This is a genomic window from Microbacterium sp. NPDC080220 (assembly GCF_040686395.1).
GTDB classification, from domain to species: Bacteria; Actinomycetota; Actinomycetes; order Actinomycetales; family Microbacteriaceae; genus Microbacterium; species Microbacterium gawkjiense.
On the sequence record NZ_JBFBOP010000007.1, the window covers coordinates 67,007 to 85,876 of the forward strand.

21 protein-coding genes are annotated in these 18,870 nt (G+C 71.5%); 15 read left to right on the forward strand and 6 right to left on the reverse strand.

Features of this window, described 5'->3' with window-relative positions:
• Positions 1-54 precede the first annotated feature (54 nt).
• The 4 genes from AB0P29_RS11655 (at position 55) to AB0P29_RS11670 (ending at position 3,178) form a co-directional block, all read left to right on the forward strand.
• The gene (locus AB0P29_RS11655) at positions 55-1,062 is read left to right on the forward strand and encodes an SDR family oxidoreductase (RefSeq protein WP_253034671.1); all 1,008 of its coding nucleotides are present in this window, start codon (positions 55-57) and stop codon (positions 1,060-1,062) included.
• Between the two features lie 58 nt (positions 1,063-1,120).
• Entirely contained in the window at positions 1,121-1,915 is a 795-nt protein-coding gene (locus AB0P29_RS11660) for a thioesterase family protein (protein WP_363379914.1), read from the forward strand.
• Positions 1,912-2,772, forward strand: a complete 861-nt coding sequence (locus AB0P29_RS11665) for an SDR family oxidoreductase (RefSeq protein WP_363379915.1) — start codon at positions 1,912-1,914, stop codon at positions 2,770-2,772. Before AB0P29_RS11660 ends, AB0P29_RS11665 begins: the two co-directional genes overlap by 4 nt.
• 130 nt (positions 2,773-2,902) lie before the next feature.
• Positions 2,903-3,178, forward strand: coding sequence for a hypothetical protein (locus AB0P29_RS11670; protein ID WP_363379917.1), 276 nt, complete (start codon positions 2,903-2,905; stop codon positions 3,176-3,178).
• A gap of 152 nt (positions 3,179-3,330) precedes the next feature.
• Here the strand turns inward: AB0P29_RS11670 and AB0P29_RS11675 are convergent, their stop codons facing one another.
• A complete protein-coding gene (locus tag AB0P29_RS11675) occupies positions 3,331-3,852 on the reverse strand; it encodes a sigma factor-like helix-turn-helix DNA-binding protein (RefSeq protein WP_363379919.1) in 522 nt (173 codons plus the stop codon).
• Between the two features lie 196 nt (positions 3,853-4,048).
• Here AB0P29_RS11675 and AB0P29_RS11680 point away from each other — a divergent pair, with 196 nt between their 5' ends.
• The 5 genes from AB0P29_RS11680 to AB0P29_RS11700 all read left to right on the forward strand — a co-directional run bounded on the left by AB0P29_RS11680 (position 4,049) and on the right by AB0P29_RS11700 (position 9,159).
• Positions 4,049-4,879, forward strand: coding sequence for an aldo/keto reductase (locus AB0P29_RS11680; protein WP_363379920.1), 831 nt, complete (start codon positions 4,049-4,051; stop codon positions 4,877-4,879).
• 126 nt (positions 4,880-5,005) lie between these two features.
• Positions 5,006-6,517, forward strand: a complete 1,512-nt coding sequence (locus AB0P29_RS11685; protein ID WP_363379922.1) for an MATE family efflux transporter — start codon at positions 5,006-5,008, stop codon at positions 6,515-6,517.
• Between the two features lie 120 nt (positions 6,518-6,637).
• Positions 6,638-7,435: an alpha/beta hydrolase gene (locus tag AB0P29_RS11690; RefSeq protein WP_253034677.1), complete on the forward strand. Its 798-nt coding sequence runs from the start codon at positions 6,638-6,640 to the stop codon at positions 7,433-7,435.
• A 151-nt stretch (positions 7,436-7,586) separates the two neighbouring features.
• Positions 7,587-8,579 carry a DUF2332 domain-containing protein gene (locus tag AB0P29_RS11695; protein WP_363379924.1) on the forward strand — a complete coding sequence of 331 codons (993 nt, stop codon included), beginning with the start codon at positions 7,587-7,589 and terminating at the stop codon, positions 8,577-8,579.
• A 127-nt stretch (positions 8,580-8,706) separates the two neighbouring features.
• Complete coding sequence (locus tag AB0P29_RS11700) at positions 8,707-9,159, forward strand: hypothetical protein (protein WP_217528730.1); 453 nt, start codon at positions 8,707-8,709, stop codon at positions 9,157-9,159.
• Here AB0P29_RS11700 and AB0P29_RS11705 read toward each other — a convergent pair.
• Complete coding sequence (locus tag AB0P29_RS11705; RefSeq protein WP_363379926.1) at positions 9,134-10,258, reverse strand: PQQ-dependent sugar dehydrogenase; 1,125 nt, start codon at positions 10,256-10,258, stop codon at positions 9,134-9,136. The genes AB0P29_RS11700 and AB0P29_RS11705 overlap by 26 nt on opposite strands.
• A gap of 95 nt (positions 10,259-10,353) precedes the next feature.
• Between AB0P29_RS11705 and AB0P29_RS11710 the strand changes: the two genes are divergently transcribed.
• Positions 10,354-10,995, forward strand: coding sequence for an acyl-CoA synthetase (locus AB0P29_RS11710; RefSeq protein WP_363379927.1), 642 nt, complete (start codon positions 10,354-10,356; stop codon positions 10,993-10,995).
• Positions 10,992-11,345 carry a hypothetical protein gene (locus AB0P29_RS11715; RefSeq protein ID WP_363379929.1) on the forward strand — a complete coding sequence of 118 codons (354 nt, stop codon included), beginning with the start codon at positions 10,992-10,994 and terminating at the stop codon, positions 11,343-11,345. The genes AB0P29_RS11710 and AB0P29_RS11715 overlap by 4 nt, the downstream gene beginning before the upstream one ends.
• A gap of 32 nt (positions 11,346-11,377) precedes the next feature.
• Here AB0P29_RS11715 and purB read toward each other — a convergent pair whose 3' ends face one another.
• Both purB and AB0P29_RS11725 read right to left on the reverse strand, forming a co-directional pair.
• Complete coding sequence (gene purB, locus AB0P29_RS11720) at positions 11,378-12,760, reverse strand: adenylosuccinate lyase (protein WP_363379931.1); 1,383 nt, start codon at positions 12,758-12,760, stop codon at positions 11,378-11,380.
• A gap of 26 nt (positions 12,761-12,786) precedes the next feature.
• Entirely contained in the window at positions 12,787-13,260 is a 474-nt protein-coding gene (locus AB0P29_RS11725; protein ID WP_363380163.1) for a low molecular weight protein-tyrosine-phosphatase, read from the reverse strand.
• A gap of 140 nt (positions 13,261-13,400) precedes the next feature.
• On the opposite strand from AB0P29_RS11725, the gene AB0P29_RS11730 reads away from it, so the two are divergent.
• Positions 13,401-13,694: a hypothetical protein gene (locus tag AB0P29_RS11730; RefSeq protein WP_363379933.1), complete on the forward strand. Its 294-nt coding sequence runs from the start codon at positions 13,401-13,403 to the stop codon at positions 13,692-13,694.
• The gene (locus tag AB0P29_RS11735) at positions 13,694-14,980 is read left to right on the forward strand and encodes a hypothetical protein (RefSeq protein WP_363379935.1); all 1,287 of its coding nucleotides are present in this window, start codon (positions 13,694-13,696) and stop codon (positions 14,978-14,980) included. Before AB0P29_RS11730 ends, AB0P29_RS11735 begins: the two co-directional genes overlap by 1 nt.
• Here the strand turns inward: AB0P29_RS11735 and AB0P29_RS11740 are convergent.
• Positions 14,952-15,344 (reverse strand): phage holin family protein, encoded by a 393-nt coding sequence (locus tag AB0P29_RS11740; protein ID WP_363379936.1) that lies wholly within the window; start codon positions 15,342-15,344, stop codon positions 14,952-14,954. The genes AB0P29_RS11735 and AB0P29_RS11740 overlap by 29 nt on opposite strands.
• Before the next feature lie 71 nt (positions 15,345-15,415).
• Between AB0P29_RS11740 and AB0P29_RS11745 the strand changes: the two genes are divergently transcribed.
• Positions 15,416-16,480, forward strand: coding sequence for a histidinol-phosphate transaminase (locus AB0P29_RS11745; RefSeq protein ID WP_363379938.1), 1,065 nt, complete (start codon positions 15,416-15,418; stop codon positions 16,478-16,480).
• 103 nt (positions 16,481-16,583) lie between these two features.
• On the opposite strand, the gene AB0P29_RS11750 is transcribed toward AB0P29_RS11745, so the two are convergent.
• Positions 16,584-18,032: a sugar porter family MFS transporter gene (locus AB0P29_RS11750; RefSeq protein WP_363379940.1), complete on the reverse strand. Its 1,449-nt coding sequence runs from the start codon at positions 18,030-18,032 to the stop codon at positions 16,584-16,586.
• Between the two features lie 145 nt (positions 18,033-18,177).
• On the opposite strand from AB0P29_RS11750, the gene AB0P29_RS11755 reads away from it, so the two are divergent.
• Complete coding sequence (locus AB0P29_RS11755; RefSeq protein ID WP_363379942.1) at positions 18,178-18,744, forward strand: NAD(P)H-dependent oxidoreductase; 567 nt, start codon at positions 18,178-18,180, stop codon at positions 18,742-18,744.
• Positions 18,745-18,870: the final 126 nt, after the last annotated feature.

Consider the following 18,870-nt stretch of genomic DNA (forward strand, 5'->3'; position numbering starts at 1 on the left):
GGCCCGCCTCACACGGGTCCCCCGCCCGGTCGGGCCCCCGCGGAGGAGCCGGTCGTGAGCAGCACCACATCCCGAGGCGTCGCCGTCGTCACCGGCGGCAGCGCCGGACTCGGCCGCGCGATCGTCCGCGAACTCGCCGCCCGCGGCTGGGACGTCGCCGTCCTCGCCCGCGGATTCGAGGGAGTGGATGCCGCCGCCACCGAGGTGCGCGCCAAGGGCCGCCGCGCGCACGGCATCACCGTCGACGTCGCCGACCACGCCGCCCTCGAGCTCGCGGCGGCCGAGGTCGAGGCCGAGCTCGGCGAGATCGACCTGTGGGTGAACAACGTCATGTCCGGCTCGATCGCCCCCTTCCTCGACACGACCCCGGAGGACTACGAGCGCGCGACGCAGGTCACGTACCTCGGCACCGTGAACGGCACGCGCTCCGCGCTGCGACGGATGCGGGGGCGCGACCGCGGCCACATCATCCAGATCGGCTCGGCCCTCGCCCACCGCGGTATCCCGCTGCAGGCGGCGTACTGCGGGTCGAAGCACGCGATCCACGGCTTCACCGACTCGGTCGTGTCCGAGCTCACGCACGAGGGGAGCGCGGTCGCGGTCTCGATCGTCGACATGCCGGCGCTCAACACGACGCAGTTCGGGTGGGTGAAGTCGCCGTTCTCGAAGCACCCTCAGCCGGTGCCGCCGATCTTCCAGCCCGAGGTGGGCGCCCGTGCGGTCGCCGACGTCGCCGACAAGCCGCGCCGCCGCACCTGGGTGGGGGAGTCGACCGTCGGCCTCGTCCTCGGCACGCGGGTGGCGGGCCGGTTCATGGACTGGTACCTCGCCAAGAACGCGTGGGAGGGTCAGTTCGCCGACGACAAGGGCTCGTCGACCACCCCGCCGAACCTGTACGAGCCGGTCGCCGGCGACCACGGTGCGCACGGCGCGTTCGACGACCGCGCGCGCGGCGAGAGCCTGCAGACGCGCGCGCTGCGCCACCGGCGCGGGCTGTACACCGCGGCATCCGTCGTCGGGGCCGCCGCGGTCGCGGGCGCGGTGAAGCTCCTGCGACGCTGAACCCCGCCCCCCCAGACCCCCTGACCCCGGGGGCCGGCCGCGGGTAGCATCCCATCTCGTGCCCGCCTACTTCGAACGCCTCGCTTCCGAAGGTGTGAACGAGACCCGGTTCCAGCCCACCGCTTTCACGGGCGGCGCGTGGAACGTCACCGAGCAGCACGTCGCCCCGCCGATCGGCCTGCTCGCGCACGCCATCGAGGTCGACCACGCGGCGCGCAGCCCGCAGCCCATGCAGCTCTCGCGCCTGTCGGTCGACATCCTCGGGGTCATACCGATCGACGAGGTCGAGGTGACGTGTCGCGTGCTGCGGCCGGGTCGCAGCATCGAGCTCGTCGAGGCGACGCTCGCGCAGGGCGGTCGTCCCGCGCTCTCGGCACGGGCGTGGCTCCTGCACACGCGCGACACCGAGGCGATCGCCGGCTCCGCGCACCCGGCGATGCCGCCCCGCGACGCGATCGAGCGCGTCGACCCGTCGTCGGCGTGGCCCGGCGAGTTCATCGCGACGGTCGGCGAGGTGCGCCGCCGGCAGGAGGCGCCGGGTCGCGCCTGGACCTGGATCCTGCCCGCCGTGCCGCTGCTCGAGGGTGAGCCGGTCTCGACGACGGCGCGCCTCGTGTCGCTCATCGACATCGCGAACGGCGTGACCCCGCGCGTCGATCCGCGCGAGGTCGCGTTCCCGAACCTCGACCTGACCCTCCACCTCGTCCGCGCCCCCGAGGACGGGTGGATCGGGTTCGACACGACCGTCACGTTCGGCGCGACGGGGCTCGGGATGACGCACACCGTCCTGCACGACGAGCGCGGCGTCGTCGGCTCGGTCGTGCAGTCCCTCACCGTGAGGCCGCACCGATGACCGCGCCCCTCGCCGGGAAGACCGCCCTCGTCACCGGCGTCTCGCGCCGGCGCGGGATCGGGTACGCCGTGGCGACGCGGCTCGCGCAGCTCGGCGCGAGCGTGTTCATCCAGCACTGGCGCCCCCACGACCTCGACCGGCCGTGGGGTGGCGACGATCTCGACGCGGTGCGCACCGGCATCCGCTCGGCCCTCGTCGGCGACGCGACCTTCGGCGACGTCGAGACGGATCTGACGGATGCCGCTGCGATCCCAGCCCTCATCGACGCCGCGTCCGCGCTCACCGGCCGGCTCGACATCCTCGTCTGCAACCACGCGAAGAGCGGCGACGACGGCAGCATCCTCGACATGACCGCCGACCGGCTCGACGCGTTCTGGGACACCAACACGCGGTCGACGCTGCTGCTGACCGCGGAGTTCGCCCGGCGACTCGCGCCGCCGCAGTCCGGTCAGCGCGGGCCGGGCGACGCGGTCGAGGGTTCGAAGCCCTACGCCGAGCCGACCGGTCGCGTGTTCTGGATGACGTCCGGGCAGGGCCACGGCGCGATGCGCGGCGAGGTCGCCTACGCGACGAGCAAGGCGGCGCTCGCGGGGGTCACCCGCACCGTCGCGGCGGACCTCCTCGATCTCGGCATCGTCCTCAACACGATCAACCCGGGGCCGGTGAACACCGGGTACATGGACCCCGACAGCGCCGACCGCGACACTTCGGGCCTCGACGAATGGCTGCGCACGACCGCGTTCGGCCGCGTCGGCGTGCCCAGCGATCCCGCGGCCCTCATCGGCTGGCTGTCGACCGCCGAGGGCGCCTGGATCGTCGGGCAGGTGCTCACGAGCGACGGCGGGTTCAGCCTGTAGCGGTGACGGATGCACGACCGGTGGGACAGGCGTCGCCTCGCCGCGACGCGCACTGAGCACCCGCACCGCCGGTCGTGCATCCGTGCGCGAACCCTGGCGCGAACACCCTCCGATGTGGTCGGATCACCCCATGGGCGCGGGATCTCCGATGCGGGCGGTGCTGTGGGGCGCCGCCGCGCTGCTCCTCGCGACAATCTTCCTCGCCCCGATCTTCGGTTTCGGACGCTGCCTCGACTCGCCCGATCCGGAGAAGTCCTTCTGCGAGTCGTACACCGCGTCGTACGCCGGTCTGCGCGTGGACGTCTGGCCGTGGGCCGTGGTATCCGCGGTCATCGTGGTCGTGACCGTGGTCGTCGCGGTGCGCCGACACCGCCGCCGTCGCGCCGAGCGCGCCGCATCCGCTTAGAGTCGCTTCAGCACCCGTCGGCGCCGACGGGATCGTCGAAGGGGACGTGAGCATGACAACGGATGCCGCAGACGCGATCGTCGTCGGAGCGGGGCTCGCCGGGCTGGTCGCCGCATCCGACAGGCGAGCGCCGGGTCGGGGCCCTGATGCTGCTACGCGACGGCGCCGGAGACGCGCGGCAGCGTGATGGGCGAGGTCACGACGCGCGCCGCGGCCTGCAGCTGGTCGAGGGCGCCACGGGTGAGGGAGCGCACGGCGCTGAGGGACTCTCCCGTGAGCGCGGCGATCTCGGTCTGGCTGTAGCCGCCGAAGTAGGCGAGCGCGATGACCCGCTGCTGCTCGAGGCTCATGTCGCCCAGTCGCGCCCGCGACACGGCCTCCGCCTGCGCATCGAGGGTGCGCCGGTGCGCGATCGCGTGACGGTGGGTGAGCAGCAGGACCCAGGCCCGCGGATGCCGCGCCTCGGCCTCCGCCGCGTGTTCCCACACGTGCACGTAGACCTCCCGCAGCACGCGCTGCGCCGGCTGCTCGTTCCGCAGGATGTGGGTCGCGAGCGTGTAGGCGCTCGCGCAGGTCGCGTCGTAGAGCCGCGCGAAGGCGTCCGCGTCACCGGCGGCCGTGCGGGCCAGCAGATCCGACAGCTCGGTGTCCGTCAGCGGAAGGGGGTGCGACATGACCTCATCGTGCGCCTCCCGAGCCGTTCATTCGAGCCATTGCCCCCGTCGGGAGTCGGTGCTAGCCGACATCCAGTCATCTGAATGGACGAATCGCCCGCGTGCGCGATCCGCGAACGCACGGAGCGGATGCCGCATCCGCAACGTTTCGTCAACCGGTGCCGGAGACGAACCCGGCGGTGGAAAAGTTGAGCCCATGACCGTTCCCACTCTCACACTCAACGACGGACACACCATCCCCCAGCTGGGCTTCGGCGTCTTCCAGGTCGATCCCGCCGAGGCCGAGCGCATCGTCAGCGTCGCCCTCGAAGCCGGCTACCGCCACATCGACACGGCGGCGGTGTACGGCAACGAAGAGGGTGTCGGCCGCGCGATCGCGGCCTCCGGCATCCCGCGCGACGAGCTGTTCATCACCACGAAGCTGTGGAACTCCGAGCAGGGCCGCGACACCGCGCGTCCCGCGATCGAGGCGAGCCTCCAGAAGCTCGGGCTCGACTACGTCGACCTGTACCTGATCCACTGGCCGCGCCCCGACAAGGACCGCTACGTCGAGACGTGGCAGCAATTCGAGACCTTCAAGGCCGACGGCCTGACCCGCTCCATCGGCGTCTCGAACTTCCACCAGCCGCACCTGCAGCGCCTGCTCGACGAGACCGACACCGTGCCGGCGGTCAACCAGATCGAGCTGCACCCGGCGTTCGCGCAGCGCGAGCTCCGCGCGTTCCAGGAACCGAAGGGCATCCACACCGAGTCGTGGGGCCCGCTGGGCCAGGGCAAGTACGACCTGTTCGGCGAGAAGGCGGTGGCGGATGCCGCCGAGGCCCACGGTGTGAGCCCGGCGCAGGTCGTCATCCGCTGGCACCTGCAGGAGGGCCTCATCGTCTTCCCGAAGTCGTCGACGCCCGAGCGCATCCGCACGAACTTCGACGTGTTCGGCTTCGAGCTGACGTCGGACGAGGTCGAGGCCATCAACGCGCTCGACCGCGGCCAGCGCGTCGGCGCCGACCCGGACACCGCCACGTTCTGACCCGTACACCGAGAAGGGGCGCCGAGGAATCGGCGCCCCTTCTTTCGTGGACCCCCTTACGTCTCCCAGGGAGGGCTCGATACAATCGATCGACCTCGAATCGATTCGAACCCCCTGAAAGCCCCCATGGCCACCTCCCTCACGACGGGCCGCCCTTGGCGCGTCATCCTGCTGTTCACCCTGCCGCTCATGATCGGCAACGTGGTGCAGCAGCTGTACCACTTCGCCGACACGATCGTCGTGGGTCGGCTGCTCGGCGTCGACGCGCTCGCCGCCGTGGGGGCGACCGGCAGCCTGCTCTTCCTGCTGCTCGGTTTCGCGTGGGGTCTCACGTCCGGGTTCGCGATCCCGACCGCGCAGGCCTACGGGGCGATGGATGCCGCCGGTGTCCGCCGCTCCGTCGCCACCGGCGCCGTCCTCAGCGGCATCACGACGGTCATCCTGACCGTCGGCGCGCCGCTGCTCGCCGAGCCCGCACTCGTGGCGCTGCAGACGCCGCCCGAACTCCTCGCCGACGCGACGATCTTCACGCAGGTCAGCTTCCTCGGCGCCGGCGCGCTGATGTTCTTCAACTTCCTGTCCGCCGTCATCCGCGCGATCGGCGACTCCCGGACCCCGCTCGTCTTCCTCATCGTCGCGTGCGCCCTGAACGTCGTGCTCGTCATCGCGGCCATCGCCTGGCTCGGCCTCGGTGTCGCCGGCGCGGCTCTCGCGACCGTCGTCGCGCAGGGTGTCTCGGTGCTCCTGTGCCTCGAGTTCGTGCGCCGCCGCATCCCCGAGCTGCACCTGAAGCGCGAGGACTGGCGCATCACCCGCGCCGACATCGTCGCGCACCTGCGTCTTGGTCTGCCGATGGGCTTCCAGGCGTCGATCATCGCGATCGGTGCGCTGACCGTGCAGGTCGCGCTCAACACGCTCGGCGGCGAGGCGATCGCGGCGTACACCGCGGCATCCCGTGTCGACGGCCTCGCGGTCGCCCTGCTGCAGTCGATGTCGCTCGCGGTCTCGATGTACGTCGCCCAGAACTACGGCGCGGGACGCCCCGACCGCATCCGGCGCGGCGTCGTGCAGGCGACGTGGATCGCCGTCGCGGCGGCGGTGGCCCTCGGCATCCTGCTCATCTCGCTGGGCGGCCCGATCGTGCGCATCTTCGTCGGAGACGGCGCCGACGACGTCGTGCACCTCGCGGTCTCGATGCTCGTCATCAACGGCTTCAGCTACACCGCCCTCGCCATCCTGTTCGTCACGCGCGGTGCGCTGCAGGGACTCGGCAACGCCGTGATCCCGACGGTGACGGGTGTCGTCGAGCTCGTCGCGCGTGCGGCGGCGGCCATCCTGCTGGGTGCGCTGTTCGGGTTCATCGGTGTCGCCTGGTCGAACCCGCTGGCGTGGATCTCGGCGGCGATCATCCTGATCCCGGCGTACATCCGTGCGCACCGGATGCTCGCGACGATGCCGATGGCGCCGATGACCATCACGCCGACGACGCCGATCGCGGTCATCGGACCGGTCGACGGCTCGATGACGGTCGAGACGGTCGTGACGCAGCCGGTCCCGCTGCCGAAGCACACCTCGCGGATGCGCCGCGCCCTGCGCCGCCGCGCCGGCACGTCGCGCCGCCTCGCCCGCAAGCGCTGAGGCCGAGGTCCCGATCCGGCCGGGTGTCGCACTGCGCCGTGTCGCGGAGGAGCTCGTCTCGGGCGAACGCTTCGGCGCAATCGGTACCTGAGCGAAACCTGTGGGGTGCATGATCGTGGGGTGACCACCGTGTTCCCCGCGCTGACCGAGACCCCCGACCCGCAGTTCGTGATGGTGGGGGACGGCTACCGCATCGCGACGTACGAGTGGGGACCGGCGGATGCCCCGACGGTCATCCTCGTGCACGGTTTCGCCTCGAGCGCCCGCGACAACTGGGTGAACACGGGCTGGGTGCGCGACCTGCTGCGCGCGGGGTACCGCGTGCTCGCCGTCGACCAGCGCGGACACGGCGCGAGCGACAAGCCGCATGAGTCGCGTGCCTACGCGCTGCGGACGATGGTGACCGACCTCGAGGCCGTGCTCGACACCTACCTCGTCGACGAGGCGCTGTACGTCGGGTACTCGCTCGGCGCCCGCGTCGGGTGGGAGGTCGCCCGCGACCTGGAGCCCCGCATCCCGCGCGTCGTCCTCGGCGGCGTCCCCGACGGGGTGCCGCTCGGTCGTCTCGATCTCGACCAGGTGCAGGCGTACGTCGACGAGGGAGAGCCGGTGACGGATGCCGTGACCCACGACTACATCACCCTCACCGAGCGGGTGCCCGGCAACGACCTGCGGGCGCTGCTCGCGATCGCCCGCGGCATGCGCGCGACGGGCACGGTCGACCCCGACCCGGGGAAGGCGCCCGGCCAGCCGGTGCTCTTCGCGACGGGCACGAAGGACGGCATCATCGAGGGCTCGAAGTCGCTCGCCGCCGCGACCCCGCAGGGCCGGTTCGTCGAGATCCCGGACCGTCACCACTTCAACGCACCGGGTTCCCGCGTCTTCCGAGAGGCGGCGCTGGCCTTCCTCGCCGAGTAGGCCGCGGGGGCGGCGCTCTCGGGCCGCGGCATCCGCGTCATCGGATTCGGACGATGTCGCCGGATTCGGACCTGTGAGCGCTCCCGCGTCCGAATCCGCTGCACATCTCCGAATCCGATGACGCGCCGGAACCGCGGACTACGCTCGCGCCATGACCGACCTTCCCTCGTGGGGCGTCGCGGCGGATTCGCCGACGGCCGAGCACTACCGCACCTTCGGCGCGCGCGAAGCGGCCGGATCATCGGCGACGTACGAGGACTGGGCGCTCGGGATCGCGGACGACGGCGACATGCTCGCGCTGATCGACGAGCTCCCCCGCGCCAAGCGGCAGGCGAACCTCGTCTTCGCCGCGATGCGCGTCGCCGGTGTGCCGATCACGTCGTGGACGGATGCCCGTGGTCACGCGATCTCGCGCTGGCCGCACATCCGCGAGGTCGCGCTGACCCACGCGACGCAGACGAACGAGGCCGCCCGCTGCGCCGTGCTGCTGCCGCAGCTGGTCCGCATCCCGGGCCCGCTCGCCCTGCTCGAGGTCGGCGCGTCGGCGGGGCTCTGCCTCCACCCCGACCGGTACGCGTACCGCTACACCGCGGACGACGGCGCCGTCACCGACATCGAGCCGACGGCCCCGACCGACCTCGTCATCGACTGCCGCATCGAGAACGCCACGCCCCCGACCCGCCTGCCCGAGGTGGTGTGGCGCGGTGGCATCGACCTGAACCCACTCGACCCGGCCGACCCCGACACCCTCGCCTGGCTCGACGCGCTCGTATGGCCCGAGCACGACGACCGCAGGGCACGCCTCGCCGCCGCGGCGCGCATCGCGGCATCCGATCCCGCGCCGATCCGCGCCGGCGACCTGAACGACCTGATCGCGGATGCCGCGGCATCCGCCCCTCGCGATGCGACCCTCGTCGTCTTCCACACCGCGGTGCTCGCGTACCTGACCCCCGAGGACCGCGAGCGGTTCCGGCGGACGATGGCCGACACGGATGCCGTGTGGCTCTCGAACGAGGGGCTCGGCGTGTTCCCCGAGTTCGAGCGGGTGGTGCCGCCCGGGGAGCGGCACCGGTTCGTGCTGGCGGTCGACGGCGAGCCCGTCGCACTCACGCATCCGCACGGCCGCAGCTACCGCGCGCTCTGACCCCGCTCCGGGGACGCGACCCGTCGCCGCGCGGCATCCCACCCGACGAAACGCGTCCCGGGAGCCGCCCCCTCGCCCCACGAGCGCGCGAATGGCAACATCGACTCCACAGGAGGAGGGAACCGCCATGGCAGGCAAGACCAGCGGGGGAGCCGGCTTCAGCGACGCCGAGAAGGCCGCGATGAAGCAGCGGGCCGATGAGCTCAAGGCGATGAAGGGCCTGAAGGGCCTCGCCAAGATCGAGAAGGAGAACCAGGCCTGCCTCGACGCGATCGAGGCGCTCGAGGGCACCGATCGCATCATCGCCGAGCGGGTGCACGTCATCGTCCTCGAAGAGGCGCCCCACCTCAACCCGAAGACGTTCTACGGCTTCCCGGCCTATGCGAAGGACGGCAAGGTCGTCGTCTTCTGGCAGCCGGCATCCAAGTTCAACACCCGTTACGGCACGGTCAGCTTCGACGAGCCCGCGCAGCTCGACGACGGTCCGATGTGGCCGGTCTCGTTCGCGGTGATCGAGATGACGGATGCCGTGGAGCAGCGCATCCGCGAACTCGTCAGGGCTGCGGCACCGCGAGACTGACGATCCGGTCGTCGCCCTCGCGGGGCGACCCCCGCCCGTCGGTGTTGTTGGTGAGCACGAACAGCGTGCCGTCGGGGCCGACGGTCACGTCGCGGAGCCGGCCGTACTCGATGGTGAGGTCGGTCGACGTCGACGGATCCGCGACGGGAACGGCGCGGAGCACGCGGCCGCGCAGGTTCGCGATGACGATCGTGTCGTTGACGACGGCGATGCCGCTGGGGCTGGCGGCATCCGTCGGCCACGTCTGCACCGGGTCGATGAACCCGTCCGCCTCGCCGCCGGTTCCCTCGACGTACGGCCAGCCGTAATTGCCGCCGGGCTCGATGATGTTGAGCTCGTCGCGATAGTTGCGGCCGAACTCGCTCGCGAACATCGTGCCGTCGTCCGCCCATGCGAAGCCCTGCACGTTGCGGTGACCGAGGCTGAAGACGGGGGAGTCGGGGTCGGGATTGTCCGACGGGATGCTGCCGTCGGGCGCGATCCGCAGGATCTTGCCCGCGAGCGAACCGGAGTCCTGCGAGGCGGGTTCGTCGCTCGTGTCGCCGTTCGCGATGTAGAGCATCCCGTCGGGGCCGAACGCGATGCGCCCACCGTTGTGGTGGGTGCCCGCCGGCATCCCGTCGATGACCGACTCCGGTTCGCCGAGCCCGAAAGAACCCGCAGAGCCTGTGATCGGGTAGCGCTGCACCCGGTTGCCGTCGCGGGCGGTCGAATAGACGAACAGGTCGTCGCCGTCGATCGCCAGACCCAGCAGACCGCCCTCGTCGCTGTGCACGACGCCCTCGACCGTCGCGACGACACGCGTGGCGCCGTCCGACGCGACCTCGAGGATGCGGGCGCTGTCGCGTTCGCTCACGAACACGGTATCCCGGTGCACGGCCATCGACCAGGGAGCCTCGAGCCCCGTCGCGACGGTGCGCGGCGTCACCGGGGTGGGCGTCGGGGTGGGCGTGGCCGTGGGGGTGACGGTCGGCGTCGGCGACGCGGCAGTCGGCTGCTCGACGATCGGCTGCCCGGGCGCCGCGCACCCCGCGAGAGCGAGAGCCGCGGCGAGGCCGAGCCCGGCGGACGAGGCGGCGGAGCGGCGGGGCGGGGACATGCGCTCAGTCAACCGCATCCTGCCGCTCCGGAGGCCGGAACCGGGCGGACGACCTAAACTGGGGGCATCCCGTCCCCGTCCCCGAGAGACATCCCGTGCCTGACGCCACCCCCCGTACCTTCGAGGTGCGCCACCTGCAGATGGGGCGCGCCCTCTTCGCGGCGATCGCGGCGGTTATGATCACGTTCTCGGTCGACCACTCCGCGCAGGTCGGCGGAGCCGTCTTCAGCGGGTTCGCCGTGGCCACCGCACTCATCCTGATCCTGTCGGCGTGGCTCGTGTTCCGCGCGGGTGAGCGCTGGCAGGCGGTGCTCCTCGGCATCCTGACCCTCGTCGCGGGCATGATCGCGACCCTGCCCGTCGCGCGCACCGTCGACGGATACTTCACGGTCGTCCTCGTCTGGGCGCTCGCGGCCGGCGTCGCGGAGCTCGTGATCGGCATCGTCGGCCGCCGCCGGGGTGCACCCGCCGCGCGCGAGTCCGTCTTCGTCGGCGCCCTCACGATCGTGCTGGGTGTCGCGCTGGTGTTCATCCCGCGCGAGTACATGCTCGAGTACTACATCGACGAGGCGCGTCGCTCGTTCACCCTCACCGGCATCACGATCGGCGTCGGTGTGTTCGGCGGCTACGCGGCCATCGTCGCGGTGTACCTGGGGATCGCCGCGTTCTCACCTCGTCCCGCTGCGGTCCCCGCGGTGGAGACGGCCGACACGGATGCCGCTGGAGGCCGCTCATGACCGACAAGAACCCGACCCGACGCGACCTGATGCGCCCGGTCCAGCTGCTCGGCTTCGCGCTGCTCGCGGCCCTGTTCGCCGGGATCGTGACTCTCGTCTCGATGGGGGTGCTGCAGGAGGGACGTCCCGGTCAGGACGTTGACCAGCAGCTGCGAGCCTGGGCGGTGGGCGGCATCGTCGCGGGCATCACCTTCATCGCGACGCTCGTCATCATGGCGCTGCTGCTCCTGGTCATCGACCCGGCGCAGGTCGCCAAGCCCGTCGACCGCGGCCTGCTCCTCGACCCCGAGGACGACGCCGCTCCGGACGCCCCCGGCGACGCCGGCCGCGGCCCGCGCTCCCCGCACTGACCCGCGCGCCCGCGCAGCGCCGCGCCGCGCGCTCAGCGCAGCAGGTCGACGAGCCGGTCGGCGAGACCCGCGTAGCCGGCGGGGGTGAGCGCGAGCAGGCGCTGCTTCGCGGCATCCCCGATGTCGAGGCCGTTCACGAACTCGGCGAGTTCGGGCGCCCCGACGCGGCGGCCGCGGGTGAGGTCCTTCAGCAGGGCGTACGGGTCGGTGATCTGCGAGCGGCCGGCGACGATCTCGGCGCGCACGACGGTCTGGATCGCCTCGGCGAGGACCTCCCAGTTCGCGTCGAGGTCGGCCAGCAGCACGTCGCGCGACAGCGAGATCTCCGTGAGCCCGCGCTGCAGGTTGTCGAGCGCGAGCAGCGAGTGGCCGAAGGCGACGCCGATGTTGCGCTGCGTCGTCGAGTCGGTGAGGTCGCGCTGCTGGCGCGACGTGACGAGCGTCTGCGCGAGCGTCCCGAACAGGCCGCCCGAGATCTCGAGGTTCGCCTCGGCGTTCTCGAACCGGATCGGGTTGATCTTGTGTGGCATCGTCGACGAGCCGGTCGCACCCGCGACGGGGATCTGCGCGAAGAAGCCCATGGAGATGTAGGTCCACACGTCGGTGGCGAGGTTGTGCAGGATTCCGCCCGCGTGGCGCACGCGGTCGTACAGCTCGACCTGCCAGTCGTGCGACTCGATCTGGGTCGTCAGCTCGTTGAACCCGATGCCGAGCCCCTCGATGAAGCCGCGCGAGAGAGCGGGCCAGTCGACGTCGGGCTCGGCGGCGAGGTGCGCCGACCAGGTTCCGGTCGCCCCCGAGAACTTCGCGAGGTACTCGCCGCCCTCGATCTGGCCGGCGACCCGCTGCAGGCGCCACGCGAAGACGGCGAGTTCCTTGCCCATCGTCGAGGGCGTCGCGGGCTGACCGTGCGTGCGCGAGAGCATGACGGCATCCCGGTGCTCTTCGGCCAGCTGCGTCAGCGAGGCGATGACCGCGCGCAGCTTGGGCAGCCAGACCCGCTCGACGGCGCGCTGGACGGTGAGCGCGTACGAGGCGGAATTGATGTCCTCGCTCGTGCACGCGAAGTGGGTGAGCTCGGCGATGGCGTCGAGTCCGAGCGACGACAGGCGGTCGCGGACGAGGTACTCGATCGCCTTCACGTCGTGCCGGGTGACGGCCTCCTTCTCGGCGAGCCAGGCGATGTCGTCGCCGCCGAAGTCGCGGTAGAGGCTGCGCAACGAATCCTTCTGCTCATCGGTGAGCGCGGACGATCCGAACAGACCGCGGTCGGTCAGCGTGATGATCCACTCGACCTCGACCTCGACGCGGGCCCGGTTGAGACCCGCCTCCGAGAGGTACTCGGCCAGCGGGGCGACTGCGGCGGCGTAACGACCGTCGAGCGGGCTGAGGGACATCGAGGGCAGGGAGGACACGCGACTCCGTTCGGTGGGGGGTGCGCTCACCGGCGAAGCGCGGGTTCGAGCTGCCGGAACAACGCCCGGCTGGCGCTCTCGATCATACCGAGCACCTCATCGAACATCGTGGGGCCGCCGTAGTAGGGGTCGGGCACGTCGAGGGCCCCGTCCGCTCGCGCATCGAAGCTGAGCAGCAGCGCGAGCTTGTCGACGTCGGCGGGGCTGCGCGCCCACTCCGACAGGATCCGCTCGTGCGAGCGGTCCAGCGCGATCACGAGGTCGTTGCGGTCGAAGTCCTCGCGGGAGAACTGCCGCGCGCGGTGCCGGGTGCCGTCGTACCCGCGGCGCTCCAGGGCTTCGAGCGTGCGGCTGTCGGCGCGTTCGCCGACGTGCCATTCCCCGGTGCCGGCGCTCGTCGAGGCGACACGGTCGCCGAGGCCCGCCTGATCGGCGAACCACCGGAACACGACCTCCGCCATCGGGGACCGGCAGATGTTGCCCGTGCACACGAACAGCACACGGAAAGCATCATCGGGCTCGGGCACCCCTCCATTGTGCTGATCGTCGGGCCTTCTGCACAGAGCGGGTCCGCTGCGCGGCATCCACCGTCCGTTCCCGACGCCCTGCGAAGAGCGGATGCCGGGGCCACAGTCGACGCATGTCCGATGTTCTCGCGCCGTCCCCGTATCTGTGGGGCGCCCCCGTGGGGGAGCGTCTCGCCGCCCTCGACGACGGGATCGCTCTGCTGCGACACGCCGACGATCAGGTGCTCGAGTTGCTCGCCGACGTCCGGCGGGTCGCGCACCTCGTCGACTGGCGCGCCGAGGCCGCCGACGCGTTCCGCGAGGCGGTGGCCGCGTGGGAGGGCGAGGTCGCCCGGTTGTCGACGTCGATCGAGGGGGCGATCGACCAGGCGTACGGCGACCGTACCTGGGTCGAGGCGACGGGCTGATGGCGGAGATCGAGATCCGCGGCGGCCGCGTCGTCGCCGTCGACACCGAGACCCTGCGCAACGCGGCGGCGCAGACCGAGCTCGCGGTCGCCGACGCCGACACCGTCCGTGCCGGACTGAGGTCGGCCGACCGCCTCCTCGGGTCCGCGACGATCGGCGGGGGTGCTGCGTACCTCGCCACCGCCGCGGGCGCGGTCGTCGATCGGGGACAGGAGCTCGCGCGCGCACTCCGCGACACGGCGGCCGCGTACGAGATCGTCGAGTTGCAGGCGCGTGCGGCGATCGCCTGGCACGGGGACGCGCGCGATCGCGGCGAGGTGGTGGACCTCGCCCGGAAGGTGGCGGAGCTCGAGGCATCCTCCCCCGCTGCGGCCGAGGCCGCGCGGCAGGCCGTCGCCGACGCGCCTGATCCCTTCGCGACGGTCGCGCGCGAGCTGTGGTGGACGACCCTCGCCTCCGGCCTCGCGCCCGTCGCAGTGGGCGCGCTCCGCTGGGGGGCGGCGGAGATCCGGGACCGCGGCACGGGAACGCTCCCCGAGGGGAGCCGTCTGCTCGGGAAGCCAGCGCGTCCCACCGTCGAGCTGGCGCGGTCTCAGCCGGGATCGGCGCCCGCGACGGTCGCCGACGTGGCGCGCCGCGTGCCCGGCGGCGGGCCGGGCGCCATCCGGGTCGAGCGGTACACGATGCCGGACGGGGGACGGCGGTTCGCGCTGTACCTTTCGGGCACACGGTTCGGAGAGGACCCCGGGACGTTCGACTGGTCGTCGAACGTCGCCCTGTACGACGGGATGAGGTCGTCTTCCTATGAAGCAAGCCGCATCGCGCTCGAGAAGGCGGGAGCGAAGCCCGGCGATTCGGTGATGGTCAGCGGGCACTCCCAGGGCGCCATGGTCGCCAGCCGGATCGCGCTCGAGAAGGAGTACGAGGTGCCGATGATCGTCGGGTTCGGCAACCCCGTCCAGGCCGACGTGGGCCCCGACACCCTGCAGGTCGACTTCCGGCACCGGGACGACGTGGTGCCGCTCCTGGCGGGCGGAGGCCACGACGCCGAGATCGGCGCCCCCGGGAGCATGGTCGTCGAGCGCACCGTCGACCCGCTTCCGTGGTTGAACTCCCACCAGATGGACGAGTACACCGCGACGTCCGAGATGCTCGACGTCTCGACCGACCCGCGGATGGATGCCGTGCGCGACCGCCTCGCCGAGCTCGGCACCGCGGAGTCGGTGGAGGTGTTCGTCTACGACACCGCCGAGGGTGTCAGCGCTTCGTCTGCGGACGCAGGATGATCCCGAAGACGAAGTTGATGAGCGAGATGATCAGGGCCGCGACGACGCCCAGCCAGAACGACTCGACCGACAGACCCCAGCCCCACCACTCGGTGAGCCACCCCGTCAGCCAGAACAGGAAACCGTTGATCACCAGGGAGATGAGGCCGAGCGTCAGGATGTAGAGCGGGAACGCGACGATCTTCAGGATCGTCCCGATGACGGTGTTGACGATCGCGAAGACCGCCGCGACGGCCAGCAGCGACAGCACGAGCTGCAGCGTCTCGCCGGGCTCGAAGGGGCTCACCTCGACGCGCAGCGGCTCGATGAGGGTGACGACCCAGATCGCGAAGGCGTTGATCACGACGCGGACGATGAAGCGCATATCCGCAGTCTCCCATGCCGTGCGCCCGTGGGCGAGGCACGGGCCGGCGCTCCCGCTCGTAGACTCGTCGCGTGACCGACATCCCCGTCCGGGTTCGTCCCGAGATCGCCGCGCTCCCCGCCTACAAGCAGGGCAAGCAGGCCGGCGCCACCGCGTACAAGCTCTCCAGCAACGAGAACCCGTTCGACCCGCTCCCCGGCGTCGTTGCCGCGGTGCGTGACGCGGTCGCCTTCAACCGCTACCCCGATGCGCTCGCCGCCCGGCTGCGCGCGCGCCTGGCGGAGCGGTTCGGGGTCACCGACGACCGCATCCACATCGCCGCCGGCTCGGTCTCGATCCTGTACCAGCTCGCGCAGGCCGTCGCCTCCGTCGGCGACGAGATCGTCCTGCCGTGGCGTTCCTTCGAGGCGTACCCGGGCATCGTGACCGTCACCGGCGCCACCCCCGTGATGGTCCCGCTGACGGATGCCGCCGCGGTCGACCTTCCCGCGCTCGCCGCCGCCGTCACCGACCGCACGCGCGCCGTCTTCGTCTGCACGCCGAACAACCCGACCGGCGCGGTCGTGACGCAGGCAGACTTCGATGCGTTCGTCGCCGCCGTCCCGGAGGACGTCCTGATCGTCCTCGACGAGGCGTACGTCGAGTTCGTGACGGATGCCGCAGCCGTCAACGGCGAGCGGGTCATCGCCGCCGGGCACGACAACGTCGTGGTCCTCCGCACCTTCTCGAAGGCGTACGGGCTCGCGGGCCTGCGCATCGGATACGCCGTCGGGCACCCCCGCATCCTCGATGCCGCCCGCAGCGCCGGCATCCCGCTGTCGGTCACGGCGCAGGCCGAGGCCGCCGCGCTCGCGAGCCTGGACGCCGAGGACGACCTGCGCGAGCGCGTCGCCGTGGTGGCGCGGCGGCGTGACCTTCTGGTCGACCGCCTGCGCGAGATCGGATGGGACGTACCGACCGCGCAGGGCAACTTCGTCTGGCTCCCGGCCGGCGACCGATCGCTCGAGGTCGCGGCGGCCTTCGAGGCCGCCGACCTCGTGGTCCGGCCCTTCGCCGGCGACGGCGTGCGTGTGTCGGTGGGCGAGGAGGAGTCGATCGACCGCGTGGTCGAGGTCGCGGCATCCGTTCGCCCCTGACGGCGACCCATCTGCGAGCAGGCCGTCGCGCGGCACCCCGCCCGCGGTTCCCTGTCACGACACGCCGCGCACCGCCGCGCTTCGTGACAGGCGAGCGCGGGGGTCAGCCCTTCGCCTTGCGGACGAACAGCGTCTCGGTCTGTTCGAGCTCCATGCCCTTCGTCTCGGGCACGCGCCAGGCGACGTAGACGAACGACAGCGCCGCGAACAGCGCGTACATGCCGTAGGTGAGGGGCAGCGACCAGGTCGACATCGCGGGGAACGACACCGTGATGAGGAAGTTCGCGATCCACTGCGCGCCGGCGGCGACGCCGAGCGCTTTGCCGCGGATGCGGCTGGGGAAGATCTCGCCGAGCAGCACCCACACGAGCGGGCCCCACGAGGCGCCGAATCCGACGACGAACAGGTTCGCCGCGATGAGCGCGACCGGCCCCCACGCGCCGGGCAGCGAGACCTCGCCGTCGACGGTGACCGCGAAGGCGAACGCGAGCGCCATGGTCGCGAGCGACAGGGTCATGAGCACCGAACCGGTCAGCAGGATCGGCTTGCGGCCGACACGGTCGACGAGCCAGATCGCGATGAGGGTCACGACGACGTTGGTGACCGAGGTGATCACGCTGATGAGCAGCGAGTTGCTCTCGTCGAAGCCGACCGCCTTCCAGAGGGTGGTCGAGTAGTAGAAGATCACGTTGATGCCGACGAACTGCTGGAACGTCGACAGGATGATGCCGACCCAGACGATGCCCTGCAGGCCGAGGACCGGGCCGCGAAGCGAGGCGCCCTTGGTCTTGCGGTCCTCGTCGATGGCGCCCCGGATCTCGTTGACGGACTTGTCGAGGTCGGCTTCGGGCACGAGTCGCGCGAAGATCTCGCGGGCCTCGTCGTTGCGTCCCTTCGCGAGCAGATAGCGGGGCGACTCGGGCATGGTGAAGGCGAGGATGCCGTAGACCGCGGCCGGGACGATGCCGACGAGGAACATCCAGCGCCACGCCTCGAGGCCGAGCCACAGCTGCTCCGACGCGCCGCCGGCGGTGTTCGCGAGGACGGCGTCGGAGAGGAGCGCGGCGAAGATACCGAGCGTGATCGCGAGCTGCTGCAGTGAAGCGAGGCTGCCGCGGATCTGCCGCGGCGCGATCTCGGCGATGTAGGCGGGGGCGACGACCGAGGCGATGCCGATGCCGATGCCGCCGATCACACGCCAGACGATCAGGTCGGGGACGCTGAAGGTCAGGCCCGATCCGATGGACGACACCAGGAACATGACGGCGCCGAGCATCATCGTCTTCAGGCGGCCCCAGCGGTCGGAGAGGCCGCCCGCGAGCACCGCGCCGACGGCGCAGCCGAGCAGGGCGACGGCGACGACGAAGCCGGTGAGGACGCTGTTCAGGTCGAAGTTCGACTCGATGGAGTCGACCGCGCCGTTGATGACGGACGAGTCGAATCCGAAGAGGAAGCCGCCGACCGCGGCGGCCACGGACAGTCCGATGGCGCGTCGCCCGTACGGGCTTTTCAACGAGAAGGCGTCCGCAGGAATGGTCCCGGTAGTGCTCATGAGGTTCGAGGGTACGCCGGTGCGCGTCGGTCCTGCCCGCCCTTGCGCGCGCGACGAAAACCGATACGGGTGGCAGTTGATCCGCGCTCGCCTGTCACAAACGGCGTGGCCTGCGCTTTCTCATCGGAACCTTTTCGTTCCTCAGGTGTGGGGCGCCTCGCGCCCGGGTCAGTCCTTCACGCACCACGTCGCCGACCGCCTCGCCGACGCTCTGCCGGCGGGCGAGGTCGAGATCGCCGATCTCACGGCTGAGGGCTTCGACCCCCGCTTCACGCTCGCCGATCGGCACGCGTACGCCGTGGCAGGGGAGTACCCCGCGGACGTCGCCGCCGAGATGGCCCGCATCGACCGCGCCGACCATCTCGTGCTCGTCTTCCCGGTGTTCTGGTGGTCGATGCCCGCCCTCCTCAAGGGCTGGATCGATCGGGTGTTCGCGAACGGGTGGGCCTTCGGTGTCGGCGAGGGCGGCGGCATCCGTCCCGGACTCGGCAGGCTCACGGTGCACCTGGTGCCCGTCGCGGGCTCGGATGCCGCGCTCTACGAGCGGCGCGGGTACGACCGCGCCTTCGCGACCCAGATCGAAACCGGCATCCTCGACTACTGCGGGGTGCGTCGCGGGCGGACCGAGTTCCTCTACGACGCGGATGCCGGTGGTGCCGCCGCCGACGTCGATGCCGTCGTCGCGCGCATCGCCGCCGCGGTCCGCGCCTGACGCTGCAGGAGGGCCCCCGGGCCCGAACGAACCGCGGGGGGAGGTCGGCTCGACGGCCGGGGCTCCCGGACGCGTCGCCATGACAGGGGAGACGCGATTCCGCGCGGACGATCCGGGGCTGGGTTG

Coding starts and splice junctions, on each gene's coding strand:
- AB0P29_RS11665 (WP_363379915.1), top strand. CDS start 1,912: ATGACCGCGCCCCTCGCCGGGAAGACCGCCCTCGTCACCGGCGTCTCG.
- AB0P29_RS11670 (WP_363379917.1), top strand. CDS start 2,903: ATGGGCGCGGGATCTCCGATGCGGGCGGTGCTGTGGGGCGCCGCCGCG.
- AB0P29_RS11700 (WP_217528730.1), top strand. CDS start 8,707: ATGGCAGGCAAGACCAGCGGGGGAGCCGGCTTCAGCGACGCCGAGAAG.
- AB0P29_RS11715 (WP_363379929.1), top strand. CDS start 10,992: ATGACCGACAAGAACCCGACCCGACGCGACCTGATGCGCCCGGTCCAG.
- AB0P29_RS11675 (WP_363379919.1), bottom strand. CDS start 3,852: ATGTCGCACCCCCTTCCGCTGACGGACACCGAGCTGTCGGATCTGCTG.
- AB0P29_RS11740 (WP_363379936.1), bottom strand. CDS start 15,344: ATGCGCTTCATCGTCCGCGTCGTGATCAACGCCTTCGCGATCTGGGTC.
- AB0P29_RS11680 (WP_363379920.1), top strand. CDS start 4,049: ATGACCGTTCCCACTCTCACACTCAACGACGGACACACCATCCCCCAG.
- AB0P29_RS11685 (WP_363379922.1), top strand. CDS start 5,006: ATGGCCACCTCCCTCACGACGGGCCGCCCTTGGCGCGTCATCCTGCTG.
- AB0P29_RS11750 (WP_363379940.1), bottom strand. CDS start 18,032: ATGAGCACTACCGGGACCATTCCTGCGGACGCCTTCTCGTTGAAAAGC.
- AB0P29_RS11695 (WP_363379924.1), top strand. CDS start 7,587: ATGACCGACCTTCCCTCGTGGGGCGTCGCGGCGGATTCGCCGACGGCC.
- AB0P29_RS11705 (WP_363379926.1), bottom strand. CDS start 10,258: ATGTCCCCGCCCCGCCGCTCCGCCGCCTCGTCCGCCGGGCTCGGCCTC.
- AB0P29_RS11730 (WP_363379933.1), top strand. CDS start 13,401: ATGTCCGATGTTCTCGCGCCGTCCCCGTATCTGTGGGGCGCCCCCGTG.
- AB0P29_RS11735 (WP_363379935.1), top strand. CDS start 13,694: ATGGCGGAGATCGAGATCCGCGGCGGCCGCGTCGTCGCCGTCGACACC.